This window comes from Wolbachia endosymbiont (group B) of Eupithecia inturbata, from assembly GCF_964030915.1.
In the GTDB taxonomy this organism is placed as follows: Bacteria; Pseudomonadota; Alphaproteobacteria; order Rickettsiales; family Anaplasmataceae; genus Wolbachia.
On sequence record NZ_OZ034987.1, the window covers coordinates 712,903 to 736,500 of the forward strand.

The following is a 23,598-nucleotide window of genomic DNA, read 5'->3' on the forward strand; positions in this document are numbered from 1 at the left end:
GTGAATCTACAGGATATAATAAAGGGATTACAAGATTTTTGGGCAGATGAAGGGTGTACTATACTTCATCCATATACGTCTGAAGTTGGAGCTGGAACACTACATCCCGCAACAATCATGTCAGCGATTGACGAAAAATCAACAAAAATTGCGTATCTACAACCAGTAATCAGACCTGCAGACGGACGCTATGGCGACAACCCTAATCGTTTATATCAGCATCATCAATACCAAGTTATAATAAAACCATCTGGCAGCAATTTGCAAGATATTTACTTAAATAGCTTAAAAGCTCTTGGTGTATCGACAAAAGAATATGATATTAAGTTTATTGAAGATGATTGGGAAAACCCAAGTGTTGGCGCATCCGGTCTTGGTTGGGAGGTTACATGCAACGGAATGGAAGTAACACAACTTACTTATATACAGCAAGTGGGAGGTATTGACTGCATAATAATTCCTGGTGAAGTAGCATATGGGTTAGAGCGTTTAGCAATGTGCATACAGGGTGTAGATAATGTTTACGACATAATGTGGAACGGTAGCGGTGCAACTTATGGAGATATTTTTAAACAAAGAGAGCGAGAGTTTTCTTACCTGGCACTTGATTATTATGATACTAAAGTAGTACAACAGCAGTTTGAGGATACAGAAAAACTGTGTAAATTCCTTGTTGAAAAAGAATTGCCGATAGCAGCTTATGACCAATGTATTAAAACGAGCCATCTACTTAATCTACTTGATGCAAGAGGTGTGCTTGGTGTGAATGAACGTACAGCCTATATTGGTAGAGTGAGAGAGTTAACAAAAAAATGCTGTGAATTATATAGAGCAAAGTAGAATATGTTGTCACAATTATTGTTTGAATGTCTTTCAGAAGAAATTCCATCAAGGATGCAGAATTCATCTGCAGCTCAGGTTAAGAGCTATATCACTAATGCTTTTAGTAAAAATAATGTGAAATTTGCATCTATAGAAGTTTATGTGACTGCACGTCGCATTGCTCTTTTTATTGATGGCATAAGTGCTTTGGAGCTAAAAGATTCTAACAATGAGATTAAAGGACCAAGAGTTAATGCACCGAAAAGTGCTATCGAAGGTTTTTTGAGAAAAAATCGGAAAGGTGAAGAAGATTTACTCATTCGCAAAGTAAATGATGAAGATTTTTACTTCATTAAGAGAGAAAGCTGCTTATTTAACATCAACGGGTTTCTCAAAAATCAACTGGAGGAAATGCTAAAAAACTTTTCTTGGCCAAAGAGTATGAGATGGAGTGAAAGAAAAGAGAGATGGGTTAGGCCAATTAAAAATATTCTATGTATTTTAAATGACGAAATAATACCTATATCTTTTGCAGGGGTTACAGCATTCAACGTGACGTATGGTCATAGGTTTCTTTCAGGTGATGCAGTACTTACTGTTAAAACACCCAAAGACTATTTTGAATTGTTAGAAAAAAATAATGTCATTCTCCAGTTGGACAAAAGAAAGCAATTTATACTAGATCAGATTAATAAGTTTACAAAAGAGGAGAACTTACAACTTGAAAAAAATGATTATTTACTTAATGAATTGGCAGGGCTTATAGAGTGGCCAATAGTATTATTTGGTAAAGTAAAATCATCAGAATTACCAAAGGAAGTAATACTTAGTATAATTAATACGCAGCAAAAGTATCTTGCTTTAAGTGATGGACAGAAAATATCACATTTTGTTACTGTTGTAAATGTTAACAACAATGAAGTTGTCAAAGGCCATGAAAGAATATTAGAAGCACGTCTTGCTGATGCCCAGTTTTTGATATCTCAAGACAAGAAGGAAAACCTAGATTACTATGTCAAAAAATTGAGCTCTATTTCATTTCATGCTTCGCTCGGTAGCGTAGAAGAAAAAGTGAAGCGTATTATCGCTCTTTCAAAGTATATAGCGATATTTATTCCACATGCTTCATTAATTAAAGTTGAACGTGCTGCATATTTAGCAAAGGCAGATCTTGCAACGTTGATAGTGAAAGAATTTCCGGGATTGCAAGGAGTAATGAGTGGATACTACGCTTCTTATTTTCAAGAGGATAAAGAAGTAGTGGAAGCTATAACTGAGCACTATAAGCCAATTGGATCGGACCAAGAATGCCCTAAATCTCCTACTGCGATTGCTGTAGCTATTGCAGACAAAATGGATAGTTTGGTTGGCTTAATTGCAGCAGGTGAGAAAATCTCTGGTTCGTATGATCAGTTTGGTTTGCGGAGAATGACAATTGGTATAATTAGAACAATACTTGAAAATAATTTGCATATTCCAATTAGATTGCTGATAGATAAGTCAGTATCTTTATGTTCAAGGCTTCTATTGAATAAAAATATAACTCCAGTTGATAAGCCAAGTGAAAAACAAATTTCAGAACTAGTATTTAAATTCTGCTTAGAAAGGTTCAAGATTATTTTAAAAAATAGAAATATAAGGCAAGATGTTGTAGATTCAATACTATATAAAGTCGATATTAATGATCTGCTGAAAGCGGAAAAGCAAACTGTGATATTGGATCGTTATCTTAGTACAAAAGAAGGTGAACAGGTTCTAAGCACTTATAAAAGAGCCAGTAACATGATGAGCAAAGTGAGAAAAAGTGATGGCACTACTTATAATGCATCTTACAGTAAGAAGTTTTTGATTGAAGATGAGGAGATTGCGCTATCAAATTGTGCTATAGCTGCTTGTAAAAACATCAAACAAGCGATAGAAAATAACGACTTTAATACAGCGCTTGATGAACTTGCTCGTTTTGCTCCATTTATCAATCAATTTATGGACAGTGTAAAGATTAACTGTGATTCTAATGAGCTTAGAATAAACAGGTTATCTTTGCTTGCAAATGTTGTTTCTACCTTTCATTTAGTAGCAGAGTTTAACCTTATACAGGTTAAACAATTGATAAATGCTCAGGCAATATAAGGAACAAATCAAATCATCTCCACAATCCTGTGGCGTTTATAAGATGGTTGGAGATAAGAATAAGGTTTTATACATTGGTAAAGCAAAAAACTTGAAGTCGAGATTATCCGACTACCTTCAATTCGAAAACCTTTCTGAACGAATCAGAGTAATGATCTCACAGGTTATTAAGGTTGAAATATTCATCACTGAGAATGAAATCGAAGCATTGCTTCTTGAAGCACAGTTAATAAAATCGTTAAAACCATCTTATAATATTTTGCTTAGGGATGGAAAATCTTATCCTTATATAACAATTTCTAAGCATGATTATCCAAGAATAGCGAAATATAGAGGTAAGTTTAAGAAGAATGAGTTTCATTACTACGGCCCTTTTCCATCTGCCGCTGCTGTTAAGAACACTATATTATCATTGCAAAAAGCTTTTCTCTTAAGAGTATGTTCAGATCAATATTTCTCTTCAACAAAAAGACCATGTCTTGAGTATCAAGTTAAGCGCTGTTCAGCACCATGCGTAGATAAAATTACAAAAGATGATTACTGCAAATCAGTAAAACAAGCACAAGATACTCTGCTAGGAAGGAATAAAGAAGTGCAAAGACAGCTATTTTCTACAATGGAAAAGTGCAGTAGGGAAATGAACTACGAGCTTGCTGCTGTCTATAGAGATCGATTGAAATTTCTTCAGCAAATTCAAATGCAGCCAATGGATTTTTCTTTTGAAGAAGATGCAGATTTCTTCAGCATTGTATGTGAGGCAGACTTAGCATGCATTGGTGTACTATCTTTCAGAGATAAAGGTAACTATGGAAGCATTCCTTACTTCATTGAGAATTGTAGTGATCATCCAAATGATGAAATTTTATCCACCTTTTTGGTCAATTTGTATAATCCAGTTAATACACCAACAGCGCAAATTTACGTTCCCGATTTTATTAAGGATAAGGAAATTATAGAACAAGCACTTTATGCTCTTACTCAAAAATCAATAAAAGTTTTGTATGCGAAAAATAGTAAAGAGCGTGATTTGTTGAATTTTATTTACAATAATTCTAAGCATAGCCTAGAGCAGAAGCTTACTGATTATAGAAATAACCTAGAAAAGCTCGAAGAGCTTAGCAAAATCTTTTTGTTACCAAATATTCCAAAGCGTATCGAGGTTTATGATAATAGCCATATATCTGGAAATCAACAAGTTGGTGTGATGATTGTTGCAGGGCAGGAAGGTTTTTTAAAAAGTGAATACAAAAAATTTACTATAAAAGAAGAAATTTTAGGTGATGACTATAAAATGATGAGAGAAGTGCTGACTAGACGTTTCTCTGGCAATATAAAAGACATCATTCCTGATTTTTTACTGATAGATGGTGGGCCAGGACATGTTTCCATAGTGCAGAATGTGTTGGAGATATTGAATATAAACGTTCCTTTTGCTTGTATGGCAAAAGGTCATGATCGTAACGCAGGAAATGAAAGATTTTATGTGCCGAGCAGAGAAGAATTTACTCTAGCAAGTGACAGCAAGGTCATGCTTTATTTACAATTGCTGCGTAATGAAGCTCACCGTTTTGCAATAACTTCGCACAGAAAAAAACGCGATAAACAGTTTTTTGCTTCACAATTAAGCAAAATATCTGGTGTTGGCAGTAAAAGAAAGAAGGCACTCATGTCTCATTTTGGTTCGGTAGAAAACATAAGCAAAGCTTCTCTAGCTGAAATTCAAAACGTACCTGGAATTAGTAAAGGTTTAGCAGAAATCATTCTTCAACACTTGAATTCTAAGAAAGGTACTCCTAAATAGGTACTCTAAAATTAACCTTTATTTCTTCTTAATAAGACATAAAAAGCTCCTTTGCCACCATGTTTTTTTATGGCTTGCTGATAGTATAAGATCATATTTCGAACTTTTGTATCATTCAACCACTTATTTAAGCTATTCTTTATAGTGTCTATTTTATCTGTACTATTACCATGCCCCGTAATTACCAATAAGCACCTATTCCTTGCTTGATAATTTTTGATAATAAAATCTATCAATTTACAATAAGCATCATCTATACTATAGCCATGCAAATCGAGTTTATCGCTTATAAAATATTTGCCCCTATCGATCTTTAATTTTGTATTGTAGTCAAGACAAAATGATGAATCACCATTATCAGTATTAAGAAAATTTTCTTGTAAGCCAGAGATACCTTTATCAATCATAGATTTTATATTTACTTTGTGATCAACTTTCAAAGTAACTTTTCCACATTCTATTGGCTTAACATTTTTTTGCCAATCTAACTCATCATCTGACATAAATTCATTAATTGAACTGCATAATTTTACAACAATATGTAAACACAGTAAAATATTGCTTACTCTATAAAAATCTGATTTTTAATAATGAGATGAAATCATCAAAAGCTAATGAAAACTGTTGGATATATGGAAAGCACACTTGTATTTCAGCATTAAGAAACAAAAATAGGCGGTGTATAGAACTGTTAGTAACAGAAAATTTCTACAGAGAATTTGAGAAAGAAATTAAACAATGTGCAGATAGTAAGGGCATTAAAGCTCGACTGGTAGAGAACAAAATGTTCAATGATGTTTTACCCAAAGGTGTAAATCACCAAGGAATTGCTTTAAAAGTTACTCCTATTTTTCACAGCTTAAATATTGAAGAAATAGCTGAAAGATCAGGTGAAAACTCTACTATAGTCATTTTAGATCAAATTACTGATACACACAATATAGGTTCGATTTTAAGAACCTCAGCTTGTTTCAACATTGATGCATTGGTTTTACCGTATCACCATTCACCAAGCGAAAATGCATCTATCGCAAAAGCAGCAAGTGGAGCACTGGATATTGTCCCTCTAATATACGTTACAAACATAGTAAAGACGATGGAGTCTTTAAAAAAGATAGGCTACTGGTGTTATGGGTTTGATTGCAATGCAAAGGAAAATATAGATGAAATAAAGAATTTTGGGCAAAAAAGAGTAATTGTTTTTGGTTCTGAAGAGAAAGGAATGCGGAGACTAGTTAAAGAAAATTGTGATTATCTTTTAAAAATCCCAATGTCAAACGTAATTAACAGTCTAAATGTTTCAAACGCAGCAGCAATAGGACTATATTCCATCTACATTAAAACAAAAATCACTGCAAATTAGTTGCAATGAAAAATATACTTTTTGCCTGCTATCAAGACCGTTGGAATCTAGAAAAAAGAATGCCATTTTAGCTTCACATGCACAGCTGGAAGATGTCATCCCAGTGCGTGACACTGGGATCCAGTTAAATTTGCGAGTATAAAAAAAATATAACGTTTCTGATGATGATGGAAAAATGGATGCCAGTGTCTGGGCACTGGCATGACATCTTCCTACAGAATAATGTTCGTACAGCTGTGTATCACATGCTGTAATGACAACAGTGAATGACATCTTGCGATGTGGGAATGTTCAAAAAAGTGTGTCAAAGCGAATTTTTAGTTCAACTCAATTTTTAACCTATCAGGAAAAAAGATATCAAGTTGAGATATAGTTAGAGCCCAATTAGGCAAAGCCATAGCCCATTTTTGCTCTATCTTTTTTATAGCACAATATACCAATTTGTACAAGGCATTTGTACTGGTAAATGAACCTTTGGTTTTAGTAAATTTTCTGATTTGTCTGTGCAACCCCTCAATTGGATTGGTGGTATAAATTAGCCTTCTAACAGGGCCAGAATACTTAAAATAACTAGACAAATTTTCCCAATTGTTTTGCCACGATTTTATGACTAAAGGATATTTTTCACCCCATTTTTCCTCCAGTTCAAGTAAATAATTTTCGGCGATTTCTCTACTTGTAGCACGGTATATTTTTTTCAAATCATTCATAAAAACTTTTATATCTTTGCTGGATACGTATTTTAGTGAATTTCTTATTTGGTGCACAATGCATAACTGTACCTCAGCATTGGGAAATACGCTATTTATAGCTGTAGGGAAGCTTTTCAGACCGTCAACACAAGCTATCAAAATGTCTTCTACTCCTCTCTCTTTTAAGTCATTTAATACGCCTAGCCAGAAGTTAGCTCCCTCACTTTCTGCTAAGTAAAAACCCAGTACTTCTTTTCTGCCATTTTGGTCTATTCCTAATATATTGTACATGCATTTACTTATGCAATGTCCATTCTCTTTGACCTTAAAAAACATCCCATCCATAAATACTATCGGGTATACTGATTGTAGGGGACGACTCCTCCATTCATTGATTATAGGCAGTAATTTATCTGTAATTCCAGATATCTCTGCTGCAGATATTTTATGGTCATAGATTTCTTCCACATAGGATGCTATATCCCTGTATCCCACACCGCTTGCAAACATGTTCAAGACCTTTGTTTCAAGTTCTGGATGTAAGCTTGTTTGCCTTTTTTTCACTATCTGTGGTTCGAAACTTCCCTCTCTATCTCTTGGTGTCAATAGTTCAAATACTCGTCTTCAAAGTTTTGCCATTCTTTCCGTTTCTTCGATTCTTTTCTTCTCTTTCATTGGATAAATGATGCTCTATTTCACCTTCTAGACTTGCTTCCAGCAGCCTTTTTACAAATGGTGTTAATGCTCCATCTCTCCCCATCAATGGTTTACCTTCCCTTATTGATGACAGTATATTTGCTTCCAGCTCTTTGTAATCTACCAGGCCAGTCGTTCCATTTTCTATTTTGTAACTCATATATCAAACCTCTATTTTTTGTTTCTATTTTATTTTTATTTCTCGGTTTGACACACTTTTTTGAACATTCCCTGCGATGTCATTTACTAGCACTTACATTACCAATCCCAAGAAAGAGGTGAACTTGAATCTGTTGGAATCTCGAAGGATGGCTGTGACACTATCTCTTTTATCTCATTTCTAAGCCATTCACTACCTTCTTGCCCAGCATCCGTGATAGCTTGCTTGAAACTGCTCTCTAGTACAGCTTTAGCAGCTTCAGTGACGTGACCATTACCATTTATAGCATTTCCTATTGTAGTTAACTTAATTAACTCAGCGTTTAAGTCAGCAGGCATCTTATCAGTCTTAGTTTGTATTGCAGTAACCTTATTTCCTAAATTAGCAGCACTTGTAGCATCTTTTATAGCAGCAACATCAGCAGTAAAGGTATCTGTAATCTTATCAGTCTTAGTTTGTATTGCAGTAACCTTGTCTCCTAAATTAGCAGCATTTGTAGCAGTTTCTATAGCAGTTACTTTAGCTGTTAAGTCAGCTGGAATAGTATCAGTTTTAGCCTTTATAGCAATGACATCAGCTCCTAAGGTATCTGTAATCTTATCAGTCTTAGTTTGTATTGCAGTAACCTTGTCTCCTAAATTAGCAGCATTTGTAGCAGTTTCTATAGAAGTTACTTTAGCTGTTAAGTCAGCTGGAATAGTATCAGTTTTAGCCTTTATAGCAGTGACATCAGCTCCTAAGGTATCTGTAATCTTATCAGTTTTAGTTTGTATTGCAGTAACCTTATTTCCTAAATTAGCAGCACTTGTAGCAGTTTCTATAGAAGTTACTTTAGCTGTTAAGTCAGCTGGAATAGTATCAGTTTTAGCCTTTATAGCAGTGACATCAGCTCCTAAGGTATCTGTAATCTTATCAGTCTTAGCCTTTATTCCTGATATCAGATCTGTTCCGACTTGAGTTTTTATGGTAACTAAGTCAGCGCTTAAGTCAGCTGGAATAGAATCAGTCTTAGTTTTTATTGCATCTACATTAGTTCCAATACCTAATAATGTAGCAATTGCACCTCCAGTCATGAAGTTTGTTGCTGTAGCACTGTAATCTATTTCAGCAGCACCATTAGGTTCATACTTAAAAGTGTTGAAAACATTAGTAGCATTGTCTACACCAAAGGTATACTTATTCTGTGCAGCATCTTCATAAATTATGCTTTTAATGTTAGGGGATGGTACATTTGCTCCAGAGTTGTCTTTAAAAGTTAAACTAGCCATATCACTTTCCGTTAATTATAAAAACCATAATGTGCATGAAAATAATATAAATTCCGTAAATACTAGATTTTGCATAAGATTTCCTTGAAGCTTTTCGCTTCAGAATTCTTCTCTTGTGATCTAAGTATGTAGCAGACGATGTCATCCTAGTAGCCCCTTTGGTGTTATTCCAGTGCTTGACACTGGAATCCATTTTTCCATCATAAGAAACGTTGATTACTTTTATACTAGCAAATTTAACTGGATGCCAGTGTCTGGGCATTGGAATAACAAAAAGAGGGCAGGGCCCTCCTTGTATATTAGATATAGGCTGAGTTATGATCGTGATAAACGTGATCGCTTGCGCAGTCGAACATTTTCACAAAACCATTCTCTAGATAGAGATTATATTCATGATGTTGATCTAATAACTCAAAGTTATCTTGTGTTTCTAAGCTGAAGTGACTTGAATCTGATAGCAATTCGTAATTTGGATTATCTATTTTACTAATGCTGCTTATTACTTTGCCATTACCATTTGATATAGCCAAACTATAACTATCACCATCCTTCATTATTTTGATGGATACCTTATCTTCAGGTAACACTATAAGCTTTTTCGTGTCACTATCGTGAATTAGAAATTTGCCATCTTTAAAGTAATACTTGTCTTCCGGCAAAGCACCAATCTTATAATCCGATGTATGCAGTTTGTTCCAAAAATCTAACACAGATTGCTTATCTGCTCCTTCTGCTCTATTATACAAGGCTTTCACATCATTATAATCTATGATTACATTTGCCTTATGCTTTCCTTCTACATCTCTATCATAGCTCTTTTCTATTTTCAAGATTGTGTCTTTCAACACTACCTGCTCTTTCTCCTCCACTGAAGCTGACCTTTTTGCCCTTGTTGGAATTTGTGGTTGATCAGACTGTATTTCACTATTGTCGTTTGATACAGTTCTCTCTTCAGCAACAACATTAGTAGTACTATGAACTTCTGTCTTAGTTTCACTTACTTGCCCTTTTGGACTTTCGGTTTCCCTTGTGTATATCCTTTGATAGTCAGTGTAGCCTTTATTAGTGTCACCGATATCGCCACTGCCTTGATCAAAAGTTATTTTTTTGCTTCCATTTCCCATATTCTCAATTTCAACTTGAGGAGAAACAGATGCGAGGAAATCATTATAGCTGTAGTTATAATCAGCAGAAAAGAATATTTGCCCTTTGAAGTTATGGAAGTTATTAGATAACATTCCTATTTCTTTATCAGTATCACCATCAAATAGTTTTACTTTAGTGAAATATGTTTGATCTTTTATTCTAACTATTTGACCACTCGAGTTTCTTTGTATCTGATAATCATTTGGATCATGTTTAATTGTAAAAAGTTTACCAGGGGCATATTTTTCTAAGTTTATAAGGCCCACATTTATATGTTTATGAGAATAATCTCTCTTTTCATATTCATGTGCAAATACTGGGTCAATATATTTGTATTCGTCTGGTATGCTACTGTATTCTCTTCCTTCAGAATCAGATGGTGCTAATTTATATTGTCCATCTTTTTCCACCAATTTTAGGTGAGTAACATTGCCTGGCAATTGAAACCTTACGTTTTTTCCATGATCATGAATGAACAAGTTACTTTCATTTATAACTTCACCTCTTTCATTTTTCATCTCTTCAGTGATATAGAAGCCCATATTTTTGAATGCATGTAGATTTTCGCCTCCTTGCTTTACAACCGCTTCGTATACATCGTCGTCTGTTCTATCAGTCCCTTTATCATCCAATAATGTTCCTTTTTCTACGATTACACCGCTTTCTCTTTGCTCATCAGAATATTGAGCATGCTTTGAATCCTGATGATTTAGAATTTTGGTCCCTCTAAGAAGCAGAGAATCTAAATCTTTTTGAATGTGTCCAGTGCTAGGATGCAACAATTCATTTTCATGTAAATGTGCTTCATCAAAGTATTCATCACGTTCAACTGTTCTGCCATCTATCAGAGAAGCTTTATAATGACCATTTTCTTTTGTAATAGCCATATAAGCACCACCGTCATATTGAGTATTCAAGTTGTGCAATATGTCCTCAAAAACAAAAGTTTCTTTAGTTTGACCTTCAACTTGCTTAAAAAAGCCCGATTCGCTCGACAACTCTCCAAGCTTTGTATTCCCATCATATATAGATAGTGCACCCATATCTCCGTGACCAAGAGCTTTGATAGAGAAAACTTTACCTTCTTGTAGATTAATATGAGCACCTCTGATTAGGTTTGGATCGATATTAACCATCTCTTCTAACATCTTTTCTACGTCAATGTTCTGAGTTTCTTTTACTTGTTTCAAGCCAGCGTTTATGGTTTTATCAAGCAAATCATCTTTCAGTTGTGTATATTTGTCCTGTGTAGCATTATATAATCTCTTATCTTCATTATGATAATTAGTGCTGGCTGAATTGCATTTTTCTACAAATTTCTCATAAGAGATCTCTCCTCTTTTGTATTGCTCGTATGCATCATGACGCTGTGTTTCTTCCTGTTCACGAAGGCTTTTCAACACATCATTATATTTTATATCCTTCTGCTTATCTAAGTCTTCTTTCCCATCATAGTAAGATTTTCTAAGATCTTCACCATATTTTGATAATATCCTCAAAGCTTGCATTTTATACTCTTGACTGTTTTGATATTCATTACCTTGTTGATCAGAGTAAGTCAGCTTAACCTGCCCATCAGTAGTTTTTACTGCCTTTAAGAAATGATATTCCTTTGATATATCGAGGGTATCATTTGTTGCCCTATTAACAGCACGAGCATAATCGTAAAATGACACATGCTCTACAGCAGAGAAACTTCCAACGTTTTCTCCATCTATTTTTTCTATATTTGCTTTATAATACGATACATCTTTAATTTCTCCACCCACTATTTCTTGACCAGTTGCTATAAAATCTCCTTTTGTAACTTGCAAAGCGTTGAGATGTTCCATTGCAGTTTCTGTATCATTCTCAGCAAGCCAACTTTTGAAGTCAGCATCATGTCCTTTTATGTCTTTCAAGAAACTTTTTGATTCATCTGAGTTACCTTGACGTAAAGCATCTAGGTAGTCTCTTAATAAACTAGGATCTTTTTCCTGTAAGTACATTATCAACGCATGACCAGTTTTATACACTAAACTGTTTTCTTCACCATTGGCTGAGTATTGTAAATTTAAAATTCCACCTAGATCCAAATTTGCGGCTTCAGTTTTATCAATGCTTGACCCTTGAGCATTGAACTTGTGATCTGAATGATGTTCAAAGTAATCTGCAATTCCCTCCATTAATACTGTAGGTAGAGATTTTCCTCCTGTAGCCAAGTAAGTTAAACCATGTGCAAATTCATGCTGAAGGTTATGAACGCCACCTTGCTGATAGACATACATCTCAGCAAAAATATCAGCTTCTCCTTTGTGGTAACATTTACCACCTTCATCTCCAAGGTAAGAACCAAAACGTTCGCTTCCACCAAGGTGAGTGTAATCAGCCTTATCATCAAACACATAAATTTTGAATGTTTGTTCTGAGCTACCAGGCTCCAGCTTAAATGCATCTTTAAAATTAGTAGCTGTTTCTCTTATCTCACTTTCAATGTGAGCAACTTTACTTGCTCTTAAATTATGAGAATAAACTTCTACTTTAATATTTAAATCTTTAACTTCTATGATATGCTTATTGTTAAAATATTCTTCTTTAGTTATATTTTTATTTACTTGTTGACTGATTGTCATAACTTTAACCTCTAATTTATTAGTCTCCACAATATCAAGCATAAAGCTACTTCCGCTAAGAAAGTGTAAATTCTCATATTGATATAATTTATATCTTAATAAAAAAGTATAGATAGTTAACTCAATATGAAAAATCGAGAATATAGCTAAAATTCCATAGCTGTTAATAAGTAGCGGAATTATAATTAAGAAATTTACTGAGTAGAAAAAAAGGTAAAAAAATCCTTTAGTAGCGAGTTTTATAATGTAAATTGGCGTTGTAATAATGTGCTAACAAGCGCGATTTGGCTGAATGTAGAAAAAATAAAAAAGACATGCAGCCGCTATAATTTTTATGTAATTTGCCAATAAATATCTGAGTTTTTTACTGAATTTTTGTTGTTGAACCCGCGAGGATCAAAAACAAGGATAAGTACTCTTATTGGTATGATAAGGAAAGTGGGAAGGTTTGTCAAGGAGTTTCATTCAGCAAGAAGTCTAAAAGCAAATTGACTTTCATTTCACTGAAGCACTATACTAAGGTTAAGATGGGTAATTAGCTCAGTTGGTAGAGCACTTGCTTGACGTGCAAGGGGTCGCTGGTTCGAGCCCAGTGTTACCCACGTTTTTTTGCTCATAAAAAGATTTTGTATGACAGCAGTGCACAATGGCAAACACTCAATAGCAGAGTCCAAGCGCTTAATTTATTCTATAATAATAGTTGCAATAACAATGCTTATGGAAATAGCAGGTGGAATGATTTCACACTCACTTGCTCTGTTATCAGATGCAGGACATATGCTCACTGATCTTTTTGCCTTGGTTTTAAGCTGGATAGCACACAAATTTTCAGCTAAGAAATCTGATTTACAGAGGTCATATGGGTATCACAGATTGCAGATAATTGCAGCATTTGTTAATGGTTTAACTCTATTTTTCATTGCAGCAGTCATTATCATTGAATCAATAAAGAGATTCATTTGTCCGGTCAATGTTGAATGGAAAGTAATGCTAATAATTGCCACACTTGGCCTGATCTCTAACATTATAGTCTTTTTTATATTACATAGTAAATGCGAAAGTAATATAAACATAAAAAGTGCTGTATTGCATGTTATCGGAGATATTTTAGGTTCTGTAGCTGCTATACTTGCATCCATAATTATCATGTTTACCGGATGGCAAATAGTGGACCCTATTTTGTCAGTATTTGTCAGTGTAATAATCTTAAACAGTGGCTATAAAATTCTCAAGAATTCTTGCCATATACTCCTTGAAGGTACACCTGAGAGTGTATCTGCTGAGGAGATAAAAAGTGAGATTGTATCTAAGTTACCTGAAGTGATAGATGTGCATCATATACATGCATGGTCACTATCTGATAATTATTTTATACTTACTATGCATGCCAAGATAAAGCAAAATGGACAACACACTAATATTTTGTATGAGATAAAAAAAATACTATTAAATAGGTTCGAAATTGCGCACTCTACAGTTGAAATTGAATACGATGAGTGCGTAGACAGTAAAATACTTAAGCATTGACATCTATAGGCTATTTGTTATTACTACAATATCATAATATTATAGAGAGTAGGCTATGATAGGTGTTTCCCAAATACAATTTCCTGGAAAGGATTCTTACAGATTAAAGACAGCAAGTTACTTCGCAGCTTTTGTTTCTTTAAGCATTTTAGTTAATCCTGCCAATGTCTTTTTATCTTTTGCCACATTGTTTTTTAGATCTGAAATAAAAACTTTTTACGTTTATAAAGACATAAAAGCTGCAAAGCAGGAAAAAATAAGTAAAAAGGAATATTGGGAAATATTTTTTGAGAAAAATAAAATTAAGATAGCATCTTTCCTTTTATTTTTTGCTTCTGTAACATATCTAACTTTTACAATTACTTTTCTACTTGTTTCGTTACTTGCAACAATACCACTTGCAATGGTTTTAATTCTATTACAAAGTGAATTAAGGCCAAAGGATTTTAATCCATTTACGTTACTCAAAGCTGCTATAAGTTTCTTTTTAGAAGGCATAAAAGAAAATACTCGCAGTATGACAAATAAGTTTGATGGTACTTATGAGCATTTACTGCCCCATCAATTGAATGACGATATTAGTAATAATATTGGTAAGTTAATACGCAAATATGATCTAGTACCAGAAGACGCTATTAATAATGAGGGATTTAAAGAATTTATTGAATATATAAATCACTTACATATGCTTGATGGCCAACCATTTAGTAATGAGAATAAGGGAAAATTAGTAATGTTTTTGCAAGATTTTTGCAAAGGTAATGAGAAACATAGCTCTGGTTTCACTGGTGGACAAATTCTTCTGTTAGTTCTTAGAGCCTGCAATGATGGAGATAGAGAAGCTGTAAAAAATAAAAAAGACGCGTTGATTGCAAATTTACTAGATAGCCAAACTTTCTCTAGAAAAGAACGAATTCCTAACACATGTTTTACTGGTGTTATCTACAGAATGTTAAGTACATTAGAGGGTATTCATTCCGATCCAGAGATTAAATTTACACCACCTAGACAAATGCTCCTTACAGAAGCAGAAAATGAAGCACGTAAGTTTATGTTAGACAGGCTAAAAAATAAGAAGAACAGTAAAGAAATTCTTAGGGCTTGGCATAACGCCCAAAATAATTATGAAGATGATAAAAGTCAAAAAATAGTTGATGATTTTATTGCAGAAGTAAGTATTTCCTTAATGAGAAATTTACTGAGTTTTACTTCTCAATATAGTGAACAAATTGTGCTGACGTTAATGAAAAATATTAACTCTGTAAAGTTAAATAAATTAGAGCACTTTGCGCTGTCTCAGCACATAACAAATAAACTACAGGGGGATGGTTTAGACGATCAACTCGAAAACATCAAAGGAAAAGTCTTTTTGGAGCTTTTAAACCAAAATTTACTTAGAACAGATTTTTTTCTCAAGGACTCATCTTTAACTGAAGCTAAGAGAATAGCTAGCAAAATAATAAAAGAAGAAGTAAAAGAATTAAAATTGAAAGCCAAGAAGACTATTAAGGGTCAAGTGGCCAGAATGTTAGATAGTTTAAGAACGTTACCACTAGAGAAAAGGTGTTATAGGGTATACACGGAACTGAGTAAAAATAGCAGAGACGATAAAGAAGAAATAAAGAAAATTCTGCAAGAAAAGCTAGCAATAACAGAAGCAGTGATAAATAACATGTTAAAAAAAGAAGCTTCACACAGGCTAGAGATAGAGATTGAAGATATTTATAATCAAAATAAGCGCAATGTAACCAAACTTTATGAACAAATACAAGAAGTGAAGCAAAGATTCATTGAAGATGAATTTTTAATACCTCAAGAAGTAGAGAGTATAACAAGAGTAAAAATTACAATCTTAAATAAAGAAGATAAAATAATACCATCAAGCAGTTTATCTCGTAGTTTAAGTGTCAGTGATTTAACATCTCATCGCTTATAAAAACTTATGCTCTCTGCCTTGCAGAAGATTTGCAATATTTTTATAATGCTTCAAGAAAATTAATATCGCTACAGTGAGTAGTATAAGGAATAACTCCTTTTGAAAAAAGAAAGATGCTATAACAGCTGCTGTAGTAGCAGCCAAGGAAGCAAGAGAGGAGTACCGAAAGATAAAAAATACTACTAGCCAGACAAATACAAATGCTAATGCTATAGAAATGTTAAGTGCTACTAAAACTCCCAAAGTTGTTGCAACCCCCTTTCCTCCATTGAACCTTAGCCAAATAGGAAACATATGCCCTAGAACTGCTAAAATTGCAGATACATATATATATAAATCGTTATTATCACAAAATTGTTGTGCTGTATAAACTGCGATAAACCCTTTAGAGGTATCCAGAAATAACGCAAGAGCAGCAAGAAATTTATTTCCTGTCCTTGCAACATTTGTAGCGCCAATGTTTCCTGAACCTACTTCTCTTAAATTTATACCATTTATTTTTGCAATAATTAAGCTAAACGGTATTGAACCTAATATGTAAGATAATACAAAAACTACAAATATCTCTATCATAGCAAAAATCTAGCTAATTTTGTTATTCCTTAGCCTTTTTAGATAACATTGGACTTCATTGTTAATCTGATTGCTAAACAGTATAAGTGCTGTCATATTGATGAGTGCTAAACAAGAGAATAAAGCCCCACCAATATTAGCAATAGCCATTATATCTTTAGACAAACCTGACAAAAATGCAACTACCACCACCGCTATACGATATATTACTACACTTTTTACACCAAACAAATACAGCCATCCCATTTCACAACAATATACAAATGAAATTACTGAGGAAAACGCAAACAAAGGCGCAGCGATGGTTAAAAGTATAGGAAACCAAGAAGAAACTGTTTCAAATGCTTTTTGGGTGATCAATATTCCCTCGCCAATGCCAGTCTGGTATGCGCCTGTTATTACTATTGTTATTCCTGTCAAACAACAAATTAACATTGTATCAAAGCATGGTTCTATCATAGCAACTAGACCAGTCCTAACCGGCTCCTCATCTTTAGCTACAGCGTGAGTAATTGCAGCAGAACCAACACCTGCTTCACTGGCAAAAATTGCCCTTTGAATCCCAGCGACAAATGCTCCTACTACTCCACCACCAACAGCATTGAAGTCTATCATACTGGAAAACAATATTTTTAATGTATTGCTAAAATTGTGAATATTGAATGCAATAATCGTGAAACAACTCAAAATATATATGAGTGACATAATAGGCACCAGCGCAGAAGAGACTTTAGCTATTCTCCTGATTCCACCGATAATCACCAGAGCAAGTAACGTAGAAATTATGGAAGAGAGAAACCAAGGATGACCATCTATCCAATTTGAATAACCAGATAATATTGAAACCATTTGGTTAGTTTGAAACGCTACACTTCCACCAAGACCTGATAATACAAAAACCGCTGCATATATTGCAGCCAGTACGATACCAAGTTTTTTAAATCCAAACTCTTCTAGCCCATTTCTTATATATTGGAAGGGACCACTGAATAACTGCTCTTGACCTTCTGTTCTGTGCCTGAATGCTAAAGTCACTTCAGCGAATTTTGCTGACATACCAAAAAAGCCTGTAATCATCATCCAAGGTACCGCTCCTGGTCCTCCCATTGAAACTGCAATTGCAACACCGGCAACAGTTCCAAGGCCGACTGTACTTGAAAGTGCAGTTACAAATGCCTGAAAATGAGTAATGTGACCATCGTGATGATCTGTGTCATATTTTCCACATAAAATAGCGAATGCATGCTTAAACATCCTTATGTTGAGAAATTTAAAACGTAGTGTTAGAAATATATAACCAAAAGCCAATAGAAGAATTATAAATGGTACGTGAAAGATCTTGAAAAACAACACTTCATTCATGAAGTTGCTTACTCCATTTAATGCAGTGTCATAACTTTTATGAAAAACTGAAGCAGCGTATACATCGTTAAACGATAGGCAAAATAACATCATGCAAAGCAATCTATAAATCATGTTTAATACCTTTTGTAATAAGAATCTATTGTATTTAAGACTTCCCTTCTCAGTAGATATATTGCAACAGCATTTGGAATCATAAGGCACATAAACAGGCTATCGCCTAAATAAGATATAAATTCTATATTTTTTGACATACAACTGATATACACTGAACCCACTATAAGAATTTGGAACAATATCAGTACTTTTTTGTTACCAAATAAGTACAACAGGGCAACTTCACAGTAGTAATAGTAAGCTATTATTGTGGAAAATGCAAAGGAAAACATTATCAGCGGAAGAGCTAGCTTGCTAAATAAAGGTAAGGCTGTTGAAAATGCTGAGCTAACTAACGTAATATCACCTACGGTATTAGTGATATGCATATCGGTGATAATTATCACAATACCAGTCAAAAATGAGACTAATATTGTGTCTACAAATGGTGCAATCATTGCAACACTTCCAACTTTAACTGGGTCTTTCTCTTTTACAATCGAATGTGCTATAGCTGCTGTTCCAGTACCTGCTTCATTAGCAAACACTGACCTTCTTACCCCTGCTATTAATCCACTCAATACTCCACCTCCTATAGCTGATTTGTTAAAGATATCTTGAAATATTATAGATAGAGCATTCAGTAGATTATTTCCGTTTACACAGATTAAATATATACACATGCCTATATATAACATTATCATGATCGGCCCTAAACCTGTTGCAACTAAAGCAATTCGCTTTATTCCTCCCAGTATTACAATTAATACAAATAGCGAGATAATAACAGATGTGTTGTATTCAAATAAGTTACTTGACAACGCTGCAATTTGATTTGCCTGAAATGGTATGCCGCCTAGAATCATTGCAACAAGCAGCATAACTGCGTAGATAAATGCAAGGAATTTGCCAGTCTTCATAAATCCAATCTTTGCAAGTCCATGTTCCATATAATAAAAAGCCCCACCAGTTGTGTTTTCAGAGCGATGAGTAAATGCAAGCACTACTTCAGCAAATTTTATTGACATGCCAAGTACTCCGGTAATTATCATCCAAAAAACTGCACTTGGCCCCCCTATTGTAATAGCTATTGCAACTCCTGATATTGTTCCAAGACCAACTGTTCCTGAAATTACCGTTGCAAATGCCTGAATGTGGGTGATTATGCCGTTATTATTATGGCTCTCTAGGTTGAATAGTGTTTGTATCCCATATTTGAACAACCTAAAGTTAATGAATTTGAATCGAATCGTACAAAAAACCCCAGTTGCAATTACCCAAATAATTATAAATGGTATGTTGAATATCTTTATATATAAAAAAGAGTTTAATAGATCAGTTGCTTTTACAATCATGCTGCTCACTACTTTTATATAGCTAATGAGTTTTATATGTGTAGTATATATAAAGTCCAGTGCTTATTGGAATAGTAAGTATATACAATGCACCTAAAATTGGTAGTGTTATCCAGGGCTTGCTTATAAACAGTATGATCAATATTCCAAAAAACGACACAAATATATAGGATAGGCTTCTAGGAACATAAATGTACTTTGCAGAGAAAGTTGGAATATGACTTATCGAAAAAAATGAAATGGCCAAAAAGTAACAAGCTGTATTCTTTACGTTAAAAAATTGCTCTATAAGAAGTAAGTATTCACTCTCATGAGATTGAAAGGTAATAATTATTGGTAACAGAGCAAGTAAAGCGCATACAGGAGCTGGAACGCCGGAAAAGAAAAATTTTTTCCAGTATAATTGTTCTGAATGTAGTAAAACATTGAATCTTGCAAGTCTTATTGATATGCAGATTACATATATCATTACTAAGATCCAACCTACAACTTTAATTTCCTTTAATTTCCAAAAATATAAAAGAAAAGCAGGTGCTGAACCAAAATTTAGAAAATCTGCAAAAGAATCAAGCTGTGCTCCAAAATCGCTAGTTGATTTTAGAATTCTTGCTATTCTGCCATCCATTCCATCTATTATTGCTGCAATGATAATAAAAATTGCTGAAAATTCCCATTGTTCATTAAATGTGAATTTAAGTGAAGTAAGGCCAGCACATAAACCCAGTAAAGTTATAAAATTTGGAAATAACTTGGTAATAGGTAATGATTTACCGTTACTTTCATCGTTATTCATACAATGTCAAAGGTAAGCTTCTCTTGTTTATTTAAATCTGCTATAACTGTCTCACCACCAATAACAGTTTGGCCTTCTGAGACTCTTACCTCTATTCCAGCAGGGATATAAATATTTACTCTACTGCCAAATCTTATAATTCCAAACCTTTCACCTGCTTTTACATTCTGAGACGCTCTTAAATTACAAACAATGCGGCGTGCGATAAATCCAGCTATTTGTTCCACAATGATTTCTTTTTCCTTTTCATACTCAATCACAATAACCTGCTTTTCATTTTCATTACTGGACCTATTACTCATTGCAGAAACAAACTTGCCTTTCTTGTAGCTCATTTCCTTTATCGTACCAGATATTGGTATACGATTCACATGAACATTTAAAACACTTAGAAATATGCTGACAAGCGTAAACTTTTTCTCTTCTCTATTCTCTTCTGATAAAGGGTAACTAACTTCTTCAATTTTTGAAACCACACCATCAGCGGGACTTAATATAAAATCCTTATTGTTTGGTACAGCTCTTGCTGGATCACGAAAAAAATAGGTACATAATAACGTTGGAAATAAGCAAGTAATTCCAGCTCCCCAAGATATAGAGAATGCTATACATGTTACGATAAAGGAAACAACTATAAATAAATAACCTTCTCTGTTTATGTTAGGTAAACCAAAGCACATAATTTATTCTCGATAATTCATTATTAACAATTTATCATTTATAATTTCTCATGAAAAGCTTTTTTTCACTTCTTCACTTTTGGAATGCTTATATAAGCATTGATGGATATTAAATCTTTAATAAAAATTAAAGATTTTTAGCTGTTGTTAATATTATTTTAATAAAAAATTAACAATAATTCTTAATAATATATGAATTATTATGTTCGTAATTTCGTATGACAGGGGAAATAGAAAAAGATGAATCTCCTTCCTTATACTCTGCAATTCGGATGGGTGATATTGAAGCTACAGAGCTGCTAATAAAGTTTGGTGCAAATGTCAATGATAATTATGAACGTAATCGTACACCACTACATATTGCTATCGGGTATAAGCAGTTTGAAATAGCGAAATTGCTGATAAATAACGGAGCAAACGTTAACGCAAAAACTGGAAATCATGGCAAAGATGACTTAACACCAATGCACCTTGCAATTTTTGCAAACACGCCAGAGTTTATAGAATTGCTAGCTAGCAATGGTGCGTCAATTGATGAAAGAGAAAGCACTGAAGGACATACACCTTTTCACCTTGCTACTTTATATGGAAATAAAAGTGTAATACAAGCCTTAGTTGACAAGGGACAGAATATTGAAGATATTGATAATAATGGGCGTACAGCTTTATTTTTAGCTATTAGACAATGCACTGAAGCAAAGGATGATAGCAGAGTAGAAGTTATCGAGTATTTGATAAATAAACTCAAAGCAGACATAACGAAAAAAGATAATAATAACAACACAATACTTTTTCCTGCTGCTAATAATTGTCCTGGAAAAGTAGTGGAACTCATCATTAAACAATATATAGAAAGCTTTGGTAGAGATCGGTTGAAGAATTTTATCAACCACAAAAATAAAGCTGGAATGGATGCCTTGGATATTGCACTCAATAGTGGAAATGAAAAGGCCATTGAAGTACTTAGCTCATATGGAGCAGATATCGAGAATAAAGTAACTCCCAAGATTACTGTAGAAAAACCAAATAGTACCTTAGATGGAGCGGAAAGTATAGAAGTGGTATCCCCAATCAAACAAAAATAAAAGCAGCTCTAAATTCCTTGCTTTATTTACATTCTTTCTATAGCATGACATATTAATGTTAGAATAGGGTATGTTTGCAGGTCAAAATAATAATCAACAGCAAAATAGAAATAGAGCACAGGCTTTAATAGAAAGAGTGCAAAATGCTTACAACAACACTAATAAAATTAAAAGATTCATTAATATAGTTTTATTAGTAAGTATGATTCCTTCATTTTTTCTTCTTGTACAGCTCTCTTTGTATTTATCATTAGTAAATTATTTTTTCAAACCAAGGGAAAATGAAAAAAGATTATCAGCGTGGCCAAAAAATGTTATTAGAATAACATTAAGCATTTTTTTAATTATACACATTATTAATTCCTGTGTGCTTTTGGTACTGCCTATATTGTGCTTATGGTTGCTAAACAAATCACTCATTGAAGAAATACAGCAGTTTAACGATTTAATACAACAAATTCCAGAGGAAGAAAGGCCTATTTTCTTTCAAGATTTAGCAGCCATTCCTTTTATGGCACAAACTACTCATGACCCAAGTGCAGTTGCTAGTATAAACTTGAGTGTTGATAGACTCATAGAAAAGTATAAAGAGAATTTAAGCAAAGATGAATTCTATGTACAGCTAAATAGAGGCAACACAACCGACATTGAAGAGTACATCAAACAGTCAAATGAATTTACAGAAGGCGATAAATCTCATGCACTTGAATGCTTAAGATTTATCAATAGAACAGGAGATAATTTTAAAGACAATCATAGTAAGTTAACACTAAAGCAAGCAGCTATTTTATGTTGGAAAGCCTGCAATGATAGAAATACAGGAACAGAGAATCAAAGAACTCCTTTGAATGATGAAGACATAAAAAACAGAAAAGATATGTTTTTAAAAGGTCTTGTAGACGCTGCAACAACTTACGGTAATCAAGGTCAAAGTTGTGCAGGTGGAACATACAATAAATTATTTGAGTCTTTATCTGGCTTACATCCATCAGTGGTTATTACACTCGATGGAGAAGAGGCTAGAGAAATGATAAAAGAAACGATCACACAAAAATTCCCTGAAATGGCCAGAGCCAATTTCACCAATTTCTCTGGAACAGAACAAGAAAGGATCCGTAGCGAGTTACCAGAGTTATCATCTGAAACAGTAAGGTATATTATGACTACGCATTCAGCTCTTGAGAGAAGGTGTCAAGAGTTCAGCAATAGATTAAACAATGATAAAAAGAATGAAATATTAGAAGAGTGTATGAGCAACTTATCCTGTGTTGAGCTAGAAAGTCCAATTGAAAGAAGAAGGTAAATTGTATTTGATTGTAGCCATTTATCTTGAAATATGAAGCAGAGTTTTGTATGATTATTTGAACTTAAGTTTATGTATTGAAATAACATGTAAAACCACTTCGTGTAGGTGATGTATTATATTTTATCTACATGTCAAGGATCCTTCTTTCAACTTAAAGATGTTGCTAATCAGCACATACAAATGTAATATTAATTA

At 33.8% G+C, this 23,598-nt stretch carries 16 protein-coding genes, 1 tRNA gene and 1 pseudogene; 9 read left to right on the plus strand and 9 right to left on the minus strand.

Annotated elements, in window-relative coordinates; translation table 11 throughout:
- Genes ACQH21_RS03490 through uvrC form a run of 3 tightly spaced genes read left to right on the plus strand, consistent with a single transcriptional unit; the run spans position 1 to position 4,753 of the window.
- Entirely contained in the window at positions 1-840 is an 840-nt protein-coding gene (locus tag ACQH21_RS03490; RefSeq protein ID WP_425384496.1) for a glycine--tRNA ligase subunit alpha, read from the plus strand.
- 3 nt (positions 841-843) lie between these two features.
- Positions 844-2,952, plus strand: a complete 2,109-nt coding sequence (gene glyS, locus ACQH21_RS03495; RefSeq protein ID WP_425384497.1) for a glycine--tRNA ligase subunit beta — start codon at positions 844-846, stop codon at positions 2,950-2,952.
- Positions 2,936-4,753, plus strand: coding sequence for an excinuclease ABC subunit UvrC (uvrC, locus tag ACQH21_RS03500; protein WP_425384498.1), 1,818 nt, complete (start codon positions 2,936-2,938; stop codon positions 4,751-4,753). Before glyS ends, uvrC begins: the two co-directional genes overlap by 17 nt.
- 11 nt (positions 4,754-4,764) lie before the next feature.
- On the opposite strand, the gene ACQH21_RS03505 is transcribed toward uvrC, so the two are convergent.
- Positions 4,765-5,256, minus strand: coding sequence for a Smr/MutS family protein (locus ACQH21_RS03505; protein ID WP_029237658.1), 492 nt, complete (start codon positions 5,254-5,256; stop codon positions 4,765-4,767).
- Between the two features lie 92 nt (positions 5,257-5,348).
- Here ACQH21_RS03505 and rlmB point away from each other — a divergent pair, with 92 nt between their 5' ends.
- Positions 5,349-6,116, plus strand: coding sequence for a 23S rRNA (guanosine(2251)-2'-O)-methyltransferase RlmB (gene rlmB, locus ACQH21_RS03510; protein ID WP_010404482.1), 768 nt, complete (start codon positions 5,349-5,351; stop codon positions 6,114-6,116).
- Between the two features lie 317 nt (positions 6,117-6,433).
- Here the strand turns inward: rlmB and ACQH21_RS03515 are convergent.
- The 3 genes and pseudogenes from ACQH21_RS03515 to ACQH21_RS03525 all read right to left on the minus strand — a co-directional run bounded on the left by ACQH21_RS03515 (position 6,434) and on the right by ACQH21_RS03525 (position 12,690).
- Positions 6,434-7,664 (minus strand): annotated as a pseudogene (locus ACQH21_RS03515) (IS256 family transposase).
- A gap of 98 nt (positions 7,665-7,762) precedes the next feature.
- Positions 7,763-8,932: a hypothetical protein gene (locus ACQH21_RS03520; RefSeq protein ID WP_425384499.1), complete on the minus strand. Its 1,170-nt coding sequence runs from the start codon at positions 8,930-8,932 to the stop codon at positions 7,763-7,765.
- A gap of 299 nt (positions 8,933-9,231) precedes the next feature.
- Positions 9,232-12,690 carry a peptidase M2 gene (locus ACQH21_RS03525; protein ID WP_425384500.1) on the minus strand — a complete coding sequence of 1,153 codons (3,459 nt, stop codon included), beginning with the start codon at positions 12,688-12,690 and terminating at the stop codon, positions 9,232-9,234.
- 529 nt (positions 12,691-13,219) lie between these two features.
- Here ACQH21_RS03525 and ACQH21_RS03530 point away from each other — a divergent pair.
- From ACQH21_RS03530 to ACQH21_RS03540, 3 genes are all read left to right on the plus strand, one after another.
- Positions 13,220-13,292 (plus strand) — tRNA-Val (locus ACQH21_RS03530).
- A 28-nt stretch (positions 13,293-13,320) separates the two neighbouring features.
- Positions 13,321-14,217 carry a cation diffusion facilitator family transporter gene (locus tag ACQH21_RS03535; RefSeq protein WP_264686688.1) on the plus strand — a complete coding sequence of 299 codons (897 nt, stop codon included), beginning with the start codon at positions 13,321-13,323 and terminating at the stop codon, positions 14,215-14,217.
- A 55-nt stretch (positions 14,218-14,272) separates the two neighbouring features.
- On the plus strand, positions 14,273-16,153 hold the full coding sequence (locus ACQH21_RS03540) for a hypothetical protein (RefSeq protein ID WP_425384501.1): 1,881 nt from the start codon (positions 14,273-14,275) through the stop codon (positions 16,151-16,153).
- Here ACQH21_RS03540 and plsY read toward each other — a convergent pair.
- Genes plsY through ACQH21_RS03565 form a run of 5 tightly spaced genes read right to left on the minus strand, consistent with a single transcriptional unit; the run spans position 16,148 to position 21,012 of the window.
- Positions 16,148-16,726, minus strand: coding sequence for a glycerol-3-phosphate 1-O-acyltransferase PlsY (gene plsY, locus ACQH21_RS03545; protein WP_425384502.1), 579 nt, complete (start codon positions 16,724-16,726; stop codon positions 16,148-16,150). The genes ACQH21_RS03540 and plsY overlap by 6 nt on opposite strands.
- Before the next feature lie 9 nt (positions 16,727-16,735).
- Positions 16,736-18,202, minus strand: coding sequence for an alanine/glycine:cation symporter family protein (locus ACQH21_RS03550; protein WP_425384503.1), 1,467 nt, complete (start codon positions 18,200-18,202; stop codon positions 16,736-16,738).
- Positions 18,203-18,204: 2 nt separating this feature from the next.
- Positions 18,205-19,539, minus strand: coding sequence for an alanine/glycine:cation symporter family protein (locus ACQH21_RS03555; RefSeq protein ID WP_064086016.1), 1,335 nt, complete (start codon positions 19,537-19,539; stop codon positions 18,205-18,207).
- A gap of 22 nt (positions 19,540-19,561) precedes the next feature.
- Positions 19,562-20,332 carry a CDP-alcohol phosphatidyltransferase family protein gene (locus ACQH21_RS03560; RefSeq protein ID WP_265030561.1) on the minus strand — a complete coding sequence of 257 codons (771 nt, stop codon included), beginning with the start codon at positions 20,330-20,332 and terminating at the stop codon, positions 19,562-19,564.
- On the minus strand, positions 20,329-21,012 hold the full coding sequence (locus ACQH21_RS03565) for a phosphatidylserine decarboxylase (protein ID WP_425384504.1): 684 nt from the start codon (positions 21,010-21,012) through the stop codon (positions 20,329-20,331). Before ACQH21_RS03565 ends, ACQH21_RS03560 begins: the two co-directional genes overlap by 4 nt.
- Positions 21,013-21,230: 218 nt before the next feature.
- On the opposite strand from ACQH21_RS03565, the gene ACQH21_RS03570 reads away from it, so the two are divergent.
- Both ACQH21_RS03570 and ACQH21_RS03575 read left to right on the plus strand, forming a co-directional pair.
- The gene (locus ACQH21_RS03570) at positions 21,231-22,097 is read left to right on the plus strand and encodes an ankyrin repeat domain-containing protein (protein WP_019236893.1); all 867 of its coding nucleotides are present in this window, start codon (positions 21,231-21,233) and stop codon (positions 22,095-22,097) included.
- A 70-nt stretch (positions 22,098-22,167) separates the two neighbouring features.
- Entirely contained in the window at positions 22,168-23,400 is a 1,233-nt protein-coding gene (locus ACQH21_RS03575) for a hypothetical protein (RefSeq protein WP_425384505.1), read from the plus strand.
- Positions 23,401-23,598: the final 198 nt, after the last annotated feature.